The organism is Salmonella sp. SAL-020, assembly GCF_017372215.1.
GTDB lineage: Bacteria > Pseudomonadota > Gammaproteobacteria > Enterobacterales > Enterobacteriaceae > Salmonella > Salmonella enterica.
Genome location: NZ_CP071690.1, coordinates 1,089,233 through 1,102,602, shown reverse-complemented (window position 1 = coordinate 1,102,602; position 13,370 = coordinate 1,089,233). Strand labels below are relative to the sequence as shown.

Here is a 13,370-nt window from a genome sequence, read left to right as displayed (position 1 = left end):
ACGTCACACCTCAAGATGCGACTTTTTGTAAACGTGCTTTACCGCTGACACATTTGTGCGCATTACTGCGGAACAAGGCTTAAAAAGCGTATCCGAACGTATAACCCTCCCAACGCTTCACTACGGGAAAAATGGGGATGAGTACGGTGCAGGCGTGCAATATCATTGACCAAAGCCAGACCAATGCCCGCCCCGGCCACATTTCCTACGTTATCGAGCCGGTGGAACGGCTGTAGCGCCAGATGGATGTGTTCATCATCAATGCCGGGGCCGCTATCTTCGACAACCAGCGTCACGGCATCGCCATCCCGTTCAAGCCGCGCGGTGACGATACCTTGCTCAGGCGTGTATTTCAGCGCATTATCCAGCAAGTTTCCGCATAGCTCGCTAAGCAGTACCTCATCCCCCTCGATCCACATCGCTTCCTGTTCGCCTTCGTAGCCCAGGTCGATATGTTTACTCCGCGCCTGCGCCAGGCGGGTAAAGCAGCCGCTCTGTACGATATCGTACAGATTCACCGGGGAAAAGCGCCGCTCGCCCTGCTCTTTATGCTTTACCGCAGAAAGTTGCAACAATCTTTCCGTGAGCTGAATGGTACTATCCAGCGTTACGCTCATCGCCTGCAGACTTTCGTACCAATGATGAGGGTGCTGGCTGGCTAACGCCACCGCCGCCTGCGTTTTTAACACCGCCAGCGGCGTTTTTAACTGGTGAGAAGCATCGGCACTAAAGCGTTCCTGCCGGGAGAGAATGCCGCGGAGCCTGTCAATGTAGCGATTAAACGCCACGATTAACAAGCGTGTTTCCGACCACGGCAGCAGTTCCGGCAGCGGCGTTAACAGACCCGGTTCGCGGCGTACCATTAATGACGAAAGTTGACGCATAGGGCGCAGGATCCGGCGTAATAACCAGCCAACCAGCACCAGGGTCAGCAACACCAGCAGCCCCTGTGAGATCCAGGAAGAGAACAGCAGTTGGCCCGCCAGATAACGACGGGACTGCAGCGTCTCTGCGACATAAATCTCCGCCATGCCGATAATGCCGCCTTCGTTGACCGGCTGTAGCAAACGCGCCACGCGGATCGCCTCGCCGCGATACTCGGTATGATAGAACCACGCCAGCGCCGGATAAAGCCGGGTACGGGGCGTAGCGGGCGGCATGACGGGCAGATCGTCATAACCGGAAATGACCTTTCCGGAAGGGTCGACGACTTTGTAATAGAGTCGATCATTCATATTAAGCTCGAAGCTATCCAGCACCACCCAGGGCACGTTAACTTCCAGATGGTTATTGCGCACCACCAGCCGTTCCGATACCGTTCGCGCCGAGGAGAGCAACGTACGATCATAAGCCTGAGTGGCGGCCTGTAGCGCATTGACATAGCTGTTAAACGCCGACAGCCCCCATAGCAGAATCAGCGGCAACCCCAGGAACAGTAAGAGTTGCAGGTACAACGATTGCGGCTTAACCCACTTCATCGCCGCGCTCCAGCACATAACCCAGGCCGCGCAGCGTCGTAATTCGTACATCGCTTCCCTGGAGTTTTTTACGCAGTCGATGAATATAAAGTTCGATGCTTTCAGGGCTTACCTCATCGTTCAGGCTGAACACCTGTTCAAAAAGCTGCTGACGCGAAACCGGCCGCGTTCGTCGGTACATCAATACGGTTAAGAGCGCCTGCTCACGCGGCGTCAGCGCTAACGGCTGTCCCTGTAACAGAAAATACCCTTCATCATGAAAGATCAATTCCCCCAGTTGCTGAACTTCATGAACCTGCCCAGCGCTGCGTCGCAGCAAGGCCCGTAAACGGGCATCCAGCTCTTCCAGTTCAAAGGGTTTCGGCAGATAGTCATCGGCGCCGACGTTGAGACCTTTTACACGATCCGCCACCGCGCTTCGCGCCGTGAGCAGCAAAACGGGCAAGGTCTGACCGCGTTTACGCAGCCGTTGCACCACCTCCAGTCCATCCATTCCCGGCATATTGATATCCAGCACCGCCAGCGCGTACATTTCACTGTGCAGAAGATGGTCAGCCGCCAGGCCGTCAAATACGCAGTCCACGGCAAAGCCGTTTTGCACCAGCGCTTTCTCCAGCCAGTGAGCCAGCTCACGGTTATCTTCCGCCAATAAGAGACGCATATCACATCCTGTAAAGTTTCTGCCGCATTGAAAGGGAATTGAAAGGTTATTGTTTTAACAATCACGCAACCGAACTGCTACATGTCGGCTCACATAATCACAAAAATCTTCTTCCGAACCTGAAAAATCCGGACGTCCGGCGTGAGGATAAAAAATGAAAAAACAATTACTTCGTACCCTTACTGCAAGCATTTTATTAATGAGTACCTCTGTTCTGGCGCAGGAGGCGCCGTCGCGAACGGAATGTATCGCGCCAGCCAAACCTGGCGGCGGTTTCGACCTCACCTGTAAGCTGATTCAGGTGAGTTTGCTGGAGACTGGCGCTATCGAGAAACCCATGCGGGTAACGTATATGCCCGGCGGCGTCGGCGCTGTGGCCTATAACGCGATAGTCGCTCAACGCCCTGGCGAACCCGGGACTGTGGTCGCCTTTTCCGGCGGTTCGCTGCTCAACCTGTCGCAGGGGAAATTTGGTCGCTACGGCGTGGATGATGTGCGCTGGCTGGCAAGCGTGGGCACTGATTACGGCATGATCGCCGTGCGTGCGGATTCCCCGTGGAAAACGCTGAAAGATCTGATGACGGCGATGGAAAAAGATCCCAACAGCGTGGTCATTGGCGCTGGCGCCTCTATTGGCAGCCAGGACTGGATGAAGTCGGCGTTGCTGGCGCAAAAGGCGAACGTCGACCCGCACAAGATGCGCTACGTTGCCTTTGAGGGCGGCGGCGAGCCGGTGACGGCATTAATGGGCAACCATGTTCAGGTTGTCTCCGGCGATCTCAGTGAAATGGTGCCTTATCTGGGCGGCGACAAAATCCGCGTGCTTGCCGTCTTTTCAGAAAATCGTCTGCCGGGCCAGCTTGCCAATGTCCCTACCGCTAAAGAACAGGGTTACGACCTGGTGTGGCCGATTATTCGCGGCTTCTACGTCGGGCCCAAAGTCAGCGATGCCGATTACCAGTGGTGGGTGGATACCTTCAAGAAGCTCCAGCAAACCGACGAGTTTAAAAAGCAGCGCGATCTGCGCGGCCTGTTTGAGTTCGACATGACCGGCCAGCAGCTCGATGACTACGTGAAAAAACAGGTTACTGATTACCGTGAACAGGCGAAAGCCTTCGGACTCGCGAAATAATCGCGGAGGCAATGATGAGCGATCGTATCTTTGCGGGTATCTGGCTGTTGCTCTGTATCGCCGGGCTATTCATCGCCTGGCAGATCCAAAGCGAATACAGCTATGAACCCGTCGGCCCCCGCCCTTTTCCGCTGGGGATTATCGGCCTGATGGCGCTCTGCGCGCTGGCGCTGTTATTGCGCCATCCCGACACGGTGAGCTGGCCGCGCCGCCATGTTCTGCAAAAGCTAATTACCATGATCATCATCCTGCTGATGTATGCCTGGGGATTCGAATGGCTGGGTTTTCCCATCGCCACCGCGCTTCTCACCATGGTTATCGGGATGCTGTTCGGCGCCACGATTCCGGCGGCGGGTATCTCCGGCGCGGTATTGGGTATTCTGCTGTGGTATGCCTTTGACCGGCTGCTTGATGTCACCTTACCTCTCGGCGCCTGGCTGAGTTAACGGAGCAACGATGGATACCTGGATATATCTTTCTCAGGGCTTTGCGGTGGCGATGACGCCGGAAAACCTGGTTATCGCGTTGATTGGCTGCTTCGTGGGCACGATCGTCGGTCTGCTGCCGGGCCTGGGACCGATCAACGGCGTGGCAATCTTACTGCCGCTGGCCTTTGCGTTGCATCTGCCTGCGGAGTCGGCGCTAATTCTGCTGGCGACGGTGTACATTGGCTGTGAGTATGGCGGCAGGATCTCCTCCATATTGCTCAACGTCCCCGGCGATGCGGCGGCGATCATGACGGCGCTGGACGGTTACCCAATGGCGCAGCAAGGGAAAGGCGGCGTAGCGCTGTCGATTTCCGCAGTCAGCTCATTTTTCGGTTCATTAATCGCTATCGGCGGCATCATTCTGTTCGCCCCTTTACTGGCGCAATGGTCGCTGGCCTTTGGTCCTGCGGAATATTTCGCCTTAATGGTTTTTGCCATCGCCTGTCTTGGCAGCATGATGGCGCAAAACCCGCTTAAATCATTTCTGGCAGCGCTGATCGGTCTTGGCCTTGCGACCGTCGGCGTGGACGCCAACACCGGGGTTTATCGCTTTACCTTTGACAGCGTTCATCTTTCCGACGGCGTACAGTTTATCGTCGTGGTGATCGGCCTGTTCTCGGTATCAGAAATACTTTTAATGCTGGAACATACCAGCAGCGGGCAAACAATGGTCCGCAAAACGGGTCGAATGTTGTTCAACCTGAAAGAAGGCGCGCAGTGTATCGGCACCACCCTGCGTTCTTCGGTAATCGGCTTTTTTGTCGGCGTATTGCCCGGCGCCGGGGCGACCATTGCCAGCGCCATTACCTATATGACCGAGAAAAAACTCAGCGGCAACAGCGATAGCTTCGGCAAAGGGGATATTCGCGGCGTCGCGGCGCCGGAGGCGGCAAACAACGCCTCAGCCTGCGGCTCCTTCATCCCGATGCTGACGCTGGGCGTTCCCGGTTCCGGTACTACGGCAGTGATGATGGGGGCGCTGACGCTGTACAACATCACGCCAGGCCCGGCGATGTTCACCGAACAGCCGGATATCGTCTGGGGACTCATCGCTGCGCTGCTGATTGCGAACGTGATGCTGCTGATCATGAATATCCCGTTGATCGGTCTGTTCACCCGTATGCTCACCATTCCGCTGTGGTTCCTGGTACCCGCCATCGCTGCCGTATCGGCGGTAGGGGTGTATGCGGTACACAGCACCACCTTCGATCTGGTGCTGATGGTCGCGCTCGGCGTGTTAGGGTACATTTTACGTAAAATGCACTTCCCCATGTCGCCGCTGATCCTGGGATTCGTACTGGGGGAAATGCTGGAGCAGAACCTGCGTCGCGCACTCTCCATCAGTAACGGCAATATGGCGATTTTGTGGCAAAGCGGCGTTGCCAAAGCCCTGCTGATCATGGCGATCATGGTCATTGTCGTACCGCCAGTGTTACGTCTGCTCCGTAAACACAGCCGTAAACCGCAGGTTGACGCCGGTTAATTGACTGCTGAAATACGTTGTACTTGTCCGGCCTACGCGCTCATGTGTCAGGCCGGGCAACCCCGCCAGCATCACTTTCCCCATAACGCTCTCATTTTACACCCCTTCTTGCCGTTGTCAGGCTCGTGGCGCCGTTAACCTCACCCTTTGTATTGTTAAATATTTGTTGTTTTTGATCACAATAATTAAACAAAAGCGGTTATTTCATACGCGTTCCTGGAAAATGTCGATATTTTTAATTTATGGCTACGAAATGAGCATCGCCATGTCTCCCTGACCATCTTACCGAGAGGAATGATTCTAATGAATGCACTGACTGCCGTAAAAGCGAACACAGATGATTTAGCCCAACGCCATACTGGTTTCACCCTTGCCCCTTCGGCGCAGTCGCCGCGTCTGCTGGCGTTAACGTTTACGGCGGATACCACAAGACAATTTCTCCATCAGGTTGCACAGTGGCCGGTGCAGGCGCTGGAATACAAATCTTTCTTACGTTTCAAAATCGGCAAGATCCTCGACGATCTGTGCGGCAATCAGCTACAACCGCTGTTGATCAAAACGCTACTCAATCGTGCACAAGGCGCGCTGTTGATCAGCGCCGAAGGGCTCGATGATGTCGCACAGGCAGAAGAGATGGTCAAACTGGCGACGGCGGTGGCGCATCTTATTGGTCGCTCCAACTACGATGCGATGAGCGGCCAGTATTACGCGCGTTTCGTGGTCAAAAACGTCGACAACTCCGACAGTTATCTGCGCCAGCCCCACCGCGTAATGGAACTGCACAATGACGGCACCTATGTTGAGGAGGTGACCGACTACGTGCTGATGATGAAAATCGACGAACAAAATATGGAAGGCGGTAATTCGCTGCTGCTGCACCTTGATGACTGGGAACATCTGGAGTCGTTTTTTACCCATCCGCTGGCGCGTCGCGTCATGCGCTGGGCGGCACCGCCAAGCAAAAATGTTAGCCATGACGTCTGGCACCCGGTGTTTGATGTCGACCAACAAGGCCGCCCGGTCATGCGTTATATCGACCAGTTCGTCCAGCCAAAAGACTTTGAAGAAGGCGTCTGGCTCAGCGAGCTTTCAGACGCGCTGGAAACCAGTCAAAACATCCTCTCCGTGCCGGTACCGGTCGGCAAATTCCTGCTGATTAACAATCTGTTCTGGCTACATGGACGCGATCGTTTTACGCCGCATCCTGACTTGCGTCGCGAACTGATGCGCCAGCGCGGTTACTTCGCCTACGCCGCCAGCCATTATCAAACTCACCAATAAGCGCCACGGCGAAGGAATTACGCGGATGTATGATTTTGTGATTATCGGCGGCGGCATTATCGGCATGTCGACCGCCATGCAACTTATTGATGTCTACCCGGATGCGCGCATCGCATTGCTGGAAAAAGAGTCCGCGCCAGCCTGCCACCAGACCGGGCATAACAGCGGCGTGAGCCATGCCGGGGTGTACTACACGCCCGGCAGCCTCAAAGCGCGGTTTTGTCTGGCGGGCAATCAGGCGACCAAAACCTTTTGCGATCAAAACAACATCCGCTACGACACCTGCGGCAAAATGTTGGTCGCCACCTCGGAGCTGGAAATGGCGCGGATGCGCGCGCTATGGGAGCGGACGGCGGCCAACGGCTTAGAGCGCGAGTGGTTAAGCGCGGCGGAGCTGCGTGAACGCGAACCCAATATCATTGGCCTGGGCGGGATTTTTGTCCCTTCCAGCGGGATTGTCAGCTATCGCGATGTCGCGACGGCCATGGCGAACCGCTTTCAGGCCAAAGGCGGCGAGATCATCTACCATGCCGAGGTCAGCGCGCTAACAGAACATGCCGCTGGCATTGTTATTCGCACCTCGCAAGGTCGGGAAATAGAAACCGCTACGCTTATCGGCTGTGCAGGGCTGATGGCGGATCGGCTGGTCAAAATGCTGGGCGTGGAGCCCGGTTTTATTATCTGCCCTTTCCGCGGCGAGTACTTTCGTCTGGCCCCGCGACACAACCGGATCGTTAACCATTTGATCTACCCGATCCCCGATCCGGCAATGCCGTTTCTCGGCGTCCATCTTACCCGCATGATCGATGGCAGCGTCACGGTCGGGCCGAATGCGGTGCTGGCGCTTAAACGCGAAGGCTACCGTAAGCGCGACGTTTCCTTCACCGACACCCTGGAGATTTTCCGCTCCGCCGGCATTCGCCGCGTACTGCAAAACCATCTGCTTTCCGGGCTGGGCGAGATGAAAAACTCGCTGTGCAAAAGCGGCTATTTGCGGCGAGTACAAAAGTATTGCCCCAGCCTGACCGTCAACGATCTCCAGCCCTGGCCGGCAGGCGTGCGGGCGCAGGCGGTTTCACCGGACGGCAAACTGATTGATGATTTTCTGTTTGTCACGACGCCGCGTTCCATTCACACCTGTAACGCCCCCTCCCCGGCGGCGACATCCGCGATACCTATCGGCGCGCATATCGTCAGTAAAGTTCAGGCGCTACGCGCAAGCCAGAGCAACCCCGGACGTACGCTGCGTGCGGCACGCAGCGTGGACGCATTACACGCCGCATTTACCCGTTAACCCTTCAGACAGGAAGCAATTATGCAACTTAACGACTCTACCCTGTTCCGCCAGCAGGCCTTTATCGATGGCGACTGGCGCGACGCGCGCGGCGGCGATGTCATCCCCGTGAGCAACCCCGCCAACGGGAAACCGCTCGGCAATGTGCCCAAAATGGGGGCGGAAGAGACGCGCGACGCCATCAACGCCGCCAATCGCGCCCTGCCCGCCTGGCGCGCGCTCACCGCCAAAGAGCGAGCCAATATCCTGCGTCGCTGGTTCAATCTGATGATGGAACATCAGGACGATTTGGCGCATCTGATGACGCTGGAACAGGGTAAACCGCTGGCGGAAGCGAAAGGCGAAATTAGCTACGCCGCCTCGTTTATTGAATGGTTCGCCGAAGAGGGGAAGCGTATCTATGGCGACACGATTCCAGGTCATCAGGCCGATAAACGGCTGCTGGTGATTAAACAGCCCATCGGCGTCACCGCCGCGATTACCCCGTGGAACTTTCCCTCAGCAATGATCACCCGTAAAGCCGGCCCCGCGCTGGCCGCAGGCTGCACGATGGTACTCAAACCCGCCAGCCAGACGCCGTTTTCCGCGCTGGCGCTGGCGGAACTGGCCCGGCGCGCCGGAATTCCCGCAGGTGTATTTAACGTCGTTACCGGTTCGGCAGGCGATATCGGCGGCGAGCTGACCAGCAACCCGCTGGTACGCAAACTGTCGTTTACCGGCTCGACGGAGATTGGCCGCCAGCTAATGGAACAATGCGCCAAAGACATTAAAAAAGTGTCGCTGGAATTGGGCGGCAATGCGCCGTTTATCGTCTTTGACGATGCCGATCTGGATAAAGCCGTCGAAGGCGCGCTGGCTTCGAAGTTTCGCAACGCCGGGCAGACCTGTGTCTGCGCCAATAGATTGTATGTTCAGGACGGCGTTTACGATCGTTTTGCGGAAAAACTCAACCAGGCGGTAAATAAGCTCGCGGTCGGCGACGGCCTGCAAGCCGACGTCGCTATCGGGCCGCTGATTGATGAAAAAGCCGTGGCGAAAGTCCAGGAGCATATCGCCGACGCGCTGGAAAAAGGCGCCCGCGTCATTACGGGCGGTGAAGCGCACAAATTGGGCGGCAACTTCTTTCAACCGACCATTCTGGCGGATGTTCCTGATAACGCGAAAGTCGCCAAAGAAGAGACATTCGGGCCGCTCGCGCCTCTGTTCCGCTTCAGCGACGAGGCGGATGTCATCAGACAGGCTAACGATACCGAGTTCGGCCTGGCAGCCTATTTTTATGCACGCGATTTAAGCCGCGTTTTCCGCGTCGGCGAAGCGCTGGAATACGGCATCGTCGGTATTAATACCGGCATTATCTCCAACGAAGTCGCGCCTTTCGGCGGTATTAAGGCCTCCGGATTAGGCCGTGAAGGTTCCAAATACGGCATCGAAGATTATTTAGAAATCAAATATATGTGCATCGGCCTTTAACAGGAGAGTCGCTAATGAATACCAATAACGCTTTAATGCAGCGCCGTCATAACGCCGTTCCTCGCGGCGTGGGCCAGATTCACCCAATTTTCGCCGAGCGGGCGGAAAATTGTCGGGTCTGGGATGTCGAAGGCCGTGAGTATCTCGATTTCGCGGGCGGCATTGCCGTCCTGAACACCGGTCATTTACATCCGGGCATTGTTTCAGCGGTCGAAGCGCAGTTGAAGAAATTGTCCCATACCTGTTTTCAGGTGCTGGCCTATGAACCGTATCTGGCGTTGTGCGAACGCATGAACCAGAAGGTACCGGGCGATTTCGCCAAAAAAACGTTGCTGGTCACGACCGGTTCAGAAGCGGTTGAAAACGCCGTGAAAATCGCCCGCGCGGCAACAAAACGCAGCGGCGCTATCGCGTTTAGCGGCGCTTACCACGGTCGTACCCACTACACGCTCTCTCTGACCGGGAAAGTACACCCGTACTCTGCTGGTATGGGATTGATGCCAGGCCATGTCTACCGCGCGCTTTATCCTTGCCCGCTACACAACGTCAGCGACGACGACGCGATCGCCAGCATTGAACGCATCTTTAAAAATGATGCCGCGCCGGAAGATATCGCCGCCATTATTATTGAGCCGGTACAGGGCGAAGGCGGATTTTACGCCGCCTCTCCCGCGTTTATGCAGCGACTGCGCGCGCTATGCGACCAACACGGCATTATGTTGATTGCCGACGAAGTGCAAAGCGGCGCGGGCCGGACCGGTACGCTGTTCGCCATGGAACAGATGGGCGTTGCGGCAGATATTACCACGTTTGCGAAATCGATCGCCGGCGGCTTTCCGCTGGCAGGCGTTACCGGCCGGGCAGACGTGATGGACGCTATCGCGCCGGGCGGGCTGGGCGGCACCTATGCCGGAAACCCGATTGCCTGCGCCGCCGCGCTGGCGGTACTGGACATTTTCGAGCAGGAAAATCTACTGCAAAAGGCGAATACGCTTGGCAAAACGCTGCGCGATGGCCTGATGGAGATAGCGGAAACGCACCGTGAGATTGGTGACGTGCGCGGACTGGGCGCCATGATCGCCATTGAGTTGTTCGAAAATGGCGACCCCGGCAAACCGAACGCGGCTCTGACCGCCGACATTGTGGCCCGCGCCCGCGAGAAAGGGTTAATTCTGCTCTCCTGCGGTCCTTACTACAACATCTTGCGCATCCTCGTTCCACTCACTATTGAGGCCTCGCAGATTCGGCAAGGCCTGGAGATTATCGCCCAGTGCTTTGATGAGGCGAAACAAGCGTAATGTCCAATAAGCAGCGTCGGGTGGCGACGTAACTGTCTTATCCGGCCTACAAAAACCGTTTCGATTGTAGGCCGAATAAGCCAGGCGCCATCCGGTAAACGAGCGCAATAACAATAAAGAGGTTTTAGGATGGGGCAATTGTCAGAATCACATGCATTAGGGGGCGGGCTGAAATCACGCCACGTCACCATGTTATCGATCGCCGGCGTCATCGGCGCCAGCCTGTTTGTCGGTTCCAGCGTGGCGATTGCGGAGGCCGGCCCTGCGGTACTGCTGGCCTATCTGTTCGCAGGACTTTTAGTCGTCATGATTATGCGAATGCTGGCTGAAATGGCCGTCGCCACACCGGATACCGGTTCTTTTTCCACCTATGCGGATAAAGCGATCGGCCCCTGGGCCGGGTATACCATCGGCTGGTTATACTGGTGGTTTTGGGTGCTGGTTATTCCGCTGGAGGCCAATATTGCCGCCATTATTCTGAATTCATGGATACCGGGTATTCCGGTATGGCTATTTTCATTAGTGATTACGCTTGCCTTAACCGGAAGCAATTTATTGAGCGTCAAAAATTACGGCGAGTTCGAATTCTGGCTGGCGCTATGTAAAGTAATTGCCATTCTGGCGTTTATCGCGCTGGGCGCGACAGCGATTAGCGGTTTTTATCCGTATGCTGAGGTAAGCGGTATCTCCCGGCTATGGGATCACGGTGGTTTTATGCCTAACGGCTTCGGCGCGGTGTTAAGCGCCATGTTGATCACCATGTTCTCTTTTATGGGCGCGGAAATCGTCACTATTGCTGCCGCGGAATCCGATACGCCGGATAAACATATCGTACGCGCCACCAATTCTGTTATCTGGCGAATTTCCATCTTTTACCTGTGTTCCATTTTTGTGGTGGTGGCGCTGATCCCGTGGAATATGCCGGGTCTGAAAAGCGTAGGTTCGTACCGTTCGGTACTGGAGCTGCTTCATATTCCGCACGCAAAATTCATTATGGACTGCGTGATTTTGTTGTCGGTGACCAGTTGTCTGAACTCCGCATTATATACCGCCTCCCGGATGCTCTATTCCCTTAGCCGCCGCGGCGATGCGCCTGCGATAATGGGAAAAACTAACCGTAGCAAAACGCCCTGGGTGGCGGTTCTCCTCTCTACCGGCGCGGCCTTTTTAACCGTTATCGTCAATTATTACGCCCCGGCAAAAGTGTTTAAATTTCTTATCGACAGTTCCGGCGCCATCGCGCTGCTGGTCTATCTGGTGATTGCGATTTCGCAATTGCGGATGCGTAAAATTCTGCTGGCGCAGGGCGGAGAAATTAAGTTGAAAATGTGGCTTTATCCGTGGCTCACCTGGCTGGTTATCGGCTTTATCTGCTTTGTTCTGGTGGTGATGCTATTTCGACCGGCACAGCAACTAGAAGTCATTTCAACGGGGCTGTTAGGGCTGGGCATAATAGGTACTGTCCCCATTATGTCTCGCTGGAAAAAACTGATAAGGTGGCAAAAAGCCCCCCTGCAAAACCTACGTTAGTTATTCCCGGCGTCAGCCGGGAAGCTTCTCAGGAGTAAAAGATGACCGCCCTTTCCCAACCGACGGCCATAGATGGCTATCGCTGGCTTAAAAATGACATTATTCGCGGCACTTATCAGCCGGATGAGAAACTGCGGATGAGTTTATTAACCGCCCGCTATGCGCTCGGCGTAGGGCCGCTGCGTGAGGCGCTGTCGCAACTGGTGGCGGAACGGCTGGTCACCGTGGTGAATCAAAAAGGCTATCGCGTGGCATCCATGTCAGAGGCGGAACTCCTCGATATTTTTGACGCGCGCGCCAATATGGAAGCGATGCTGGTACGCCTGGCGATTGAACGCGGCGATGATGCGTGGGAGGCGGAGATCCTGGCGCGAGCGCATATGCTCAGTAAACTGGAAGCCAGCGATGCCAGTGAACATATGCTCGATGAATGGGATCAGCGCCACCAGGCGTTCCATTCCGCCATTGTCGCCGGGTGCGGCTCCCACTATCTGCTACAGATGCGCGAACGCTTATTTGACCTGGCGGCCCGCTACCGCTTTATTTGGTTACGTGAAACCGTTCTGTCCGTCGAGATGCTGGAAGATAAACATATCCAGCATCACACGCTAACCGAAGCGATACTGGCGCGCGAGGCGGCACGCGCCAGCGAATTAATGCGTCAGCATTTGCTGACGCCGATTCCCATTATTCGCCAGGCGATGGCAGGGAAAATGTAGCCTGGCGCGACCTGATAGCCATTATTCTTCAGGAATACGCAACACTTGTCCCGGATATATTTTTTCCGGGCTTTTCAGCATCGGTTTATTTGCCTCGAAGATTTTATTATACAGATTGGCGTTACCATACACTTGCTTTGAAATAGCGCTCAGGGTGTCGCCTGATTTTACGGTATAAAACTGACTTTCAGCCGCTGGCGTCGTGGTTTTAACCTGATCGTCAACGCTGCTAATCCCGGCGATATTCCCCACGGCAACCAGAATTTTTTCTTTTGCCTCCTGACTCAGCCCATCCCCCGTCACTGTCGCTTTTCCATCAGCTATTTGCACATTCACTTTGTCAGCGTCGGGTATTCCCGTTTTATTTAAATGTTCCTGGACTTTTTTCGCCTGATCGTCCTTATCATGATTAGCGGTTACCGCGTCCCAGAGTTTTTCACCTGCATCTTTTACAAAATTGAAAAGTCCCATATTCACCTCGCTTGTCAAAAATACACACAAAGAAAAGTGTAGCAGAGGGAATGAGGTTATCCTGA

12 protein-coding genes are annotated in these 13,370 nt (G+C 55.3%); 9 read left to right on the top strand and 3 right to left on the bottom strand.

Going from position 1 to position 13,370, the window contains the following annotated elements; translation table 11 throughout:
• Nucleotides 1–62: 62 nt before the first annotated feature.
• Nucleotides 63–1,478 carry a sensor histidine kinase gene (locus tag J1G48_RS05325; protein WP_000872348.1) on the bottom strand — a complete coding sequence of 472 codons (1,416 nt, stop codon included), beginning with the start codon at nucleotides 1,476–1,478 and terminating at the stop codon, nucleotides 63–65.
• Nucleotides 1,465–2,139: a transcriptional regulator TctD gene (gene tctD / locus J1G48_RS05320; RefSeq protein WP_001237934.1), complete on the bottom strand. Its 675-nt coding sequence runs from the start codon at nucleotides 2,137–2,139 to the stop codon at nucleotides 1,465–1,467. Before tctD ends, J1G48_RS05325 begins: the two co-directional genes overlap by 14 nt.
• A 154-nt stretch (nucleotides 2,140–2,293) precedes the next feature.
• Between tctD and J1G48_RS05315 the strand changes: the two genes are divergently transcribed.
• The 9 genes from J1G48_RS05315 to csiR all read left to right on the top strand — a co-directional run bounded on the left by J1G48_RS05315 (nucleotide 2,294) and on the right by csiR (nucleotide 12,834).
• Nucleotides 2,294–3,271: a tripartite tricarboxylate transporter substrate binding protein gene (locus J1G48_RS05315; protein ID WP_000744416.1), complete on the top strand. Its 978-nt coding sequence runs from the start codon at nucleotides 2,294–2,296 to the stop codon at nucleotides 3,269–3,271.
• An 11-nt stretch (nucleotides 3,272–3,282) separates the two neighbouring features.
• Nucleotides 3,283–3,717: a tripartite tricarboxylate transporter TctB family protein gene (locus J1G48_RS05310; protein ID WP_001574835.1), complete on the top strand. Its 435-nt coding sequence runs from the start codon at nucleotides 3,283–3,285 to the stop codon at nucleotides 3,715–3,717.
• Between the two features lie 10 nt (nucleotides 3,718–3,727).
• Entirely contained in the window at nucleotides 3,728–5,242 is a 1,515-nt protein-coding gene (locus tag J1G48_RS05305; RefSeq protein ID WP_000382035.1) for a tripartite tricarboxylate transporter permease, read from the top strand.
• Nucleotides 5,243–5,545: 303 nt separating this feature from the next.
• Nucleotides 5,546–6,523, top strand: a complete 978-nt coding sequence (gene glaH / locus J1G48_RS05300; RefSeq protein ID WP_000993102.1) for a glutarate dioxygenase GlaH — start codon at nucleotides 5,546–5,548, stop codon at nucleotides 6,521–6,523.
• A gap of 25 nt (nucleotides 6,524–6,548) precedes the next feature.
• Nucleotides 6,549–7,817, top strand: coding sequence for an L-2-hydroxyglutarate oxidase (gene lhgO / locus J1G48_RS05295; RefSeq protein ID WP_000271927.1), 1,269 nt, complete (start codon nucleotides 6,549–6,551; stop codon nucleotides 7,815–7,817).
• A 21-nt stretch (nucleotides 7,818–7,838) separates the two neighbouring features.
• A complete protein-coding gene (gene gabD / locus J1G48_RS05290; protein ID WP_001176527.1) occupies nucleotides 7,839–9,287 on the top strand; it encodes an NADP-dependent succinate-semialdehyde dehydrogenase in 1,449 nt (482 codons plus the stop codon).
• A gap of 14 nt (nucleotides 9,288–9,301) precedes the next feature.
• Nucleotides 9,302–10,585: a 4-aminobutyrate--2-oxoglutarate transaminase gene (gene gabT, locus J1G48_RS05285; RefSeq protein WP_001095568.1), complete on the top strand. Its 1,284-nt coding sequence runs from the start codon at nucleotides 9,302–9,304 to the stop codon at nucleotides 10,583–10,585.
• 129 nt (nucleotides 10,586–10,714) lie between these two features.
• A complete protein-coding gene (gene gabP, locus J1G48_RS05280; protein ID WP_000531282.1) occupies nucleotides 10,715–12,115 on the top strand; it encodes a GABA permease in 1,401 nt (466 codons plus the stop codon).
• Nucleotides 12,116–12,156: 41 nt separating this feature from the next.
• Entirely contained in the window at nucleotides 12,157–12,834 is a 678-nt protein-coding gene (csiR, locus tag J1G48_RS05275; protein WP_000126152.1) for a DNA-binding transcriptional regulator CsiR, read from the top strand.
• A gap of 21 nt (nucleotides 12,835–12,855) precedes the next feature.
• Here csiR and lysM read toward each other — a convergent pair whose 3' ends face one another.
• The gene (lysM, locus tag J1G48_RS05270) at nucleotides 12,856–13,305 is read right to left on the bottom strand and encodes a peptidoglycan-binding protein LysM (RefSeq protein WP_000522406.1); all 450 of its coding nucleotides are present in this window, start codon (nucleotides 13,303–13,305) and stop codon (nucleotides 12,856–12,858) included.
• Between the last annotated feature and the right edge of the window lie 65 nt (nucleotides 13,306–13,370).

Coding starts and splice junctions, on each gene's coding strand:
- J1G48_RS05325 (WP_000872348.1), bottom strand. CDS start 1,478: ATGAAGTGGGTTAAGCCGCAATCGTTGTACCTGCAACTCTTACTGTTC.
- tctD (WP_001237934.1), bottom strand. CDS start 2,139: ATGCGTCTCTTATTGGCGGAAGATAACCGTGAGCTGGCTCACTGGCTG.
- J1G48_RS05315 (WP_000744416.1), top strand. CDS start 2,294: ATGAAAAAACAATTACTTCGTACCCTTACTGCAAGCATTTTATTAATG.
- J1G48_RS05310 (WP_001574835.1), top strand. CDS start 3,283: ATGATGAGCGATCGTATCTTTGCGGGTATCTGGCTGTTGCTCTGTATC.
- J1G48_RS05305 (WP_000382035.1), top strand. CDS start 3,728: ATGGATACCTGGATATATCTTTCTCAGGGCTTTGCGGTGGCGATGACG.
- glaH (WP_000993102.1), top strand. CDS start 5,546: ATGAATGCACTGACTGCCGTAAAAGCGAACACAGATGATTTAGCCCAA.
- lhgO (WP_000271927.1), top strand. CDS start 6,549: ATGTATGATTTTGTGATTATCGGCGGCGGCATTATCGGCATGTCGACC.
- gabD (WP_001176527.1), top strand. CDS start 7,839: ATGCAACTTAACGACTCTACCCTGTTCCGCCAGCAGGCCTTTATCGAT.
- gabT (WP_001095568.1), top strand. CDS start 9,302: ATGAATACCAATAACGCTTTAATGCAGCGCCGTCATAACGCCGTTCCT.
- gabP (WP_000531282.1), top strand. CDS start 10,715: ATGGGGCAATTGTCAGAATCACATGCATTAGGGGGCGGGCTGAAATCA.
- csiR (WP_000126152.1), top strand. CDS start 12,157: ATGACCGCCCTTTCCCAACCGACGGCCATAGATGGCTATCGCTGGCTT.
- lysM (WP_000522406.1), bottom strand. CDS start 13,305: ATGGGACTTTTCAATTTTGTAAAAGATGCAGGTGAAAAACTCTGGGAC.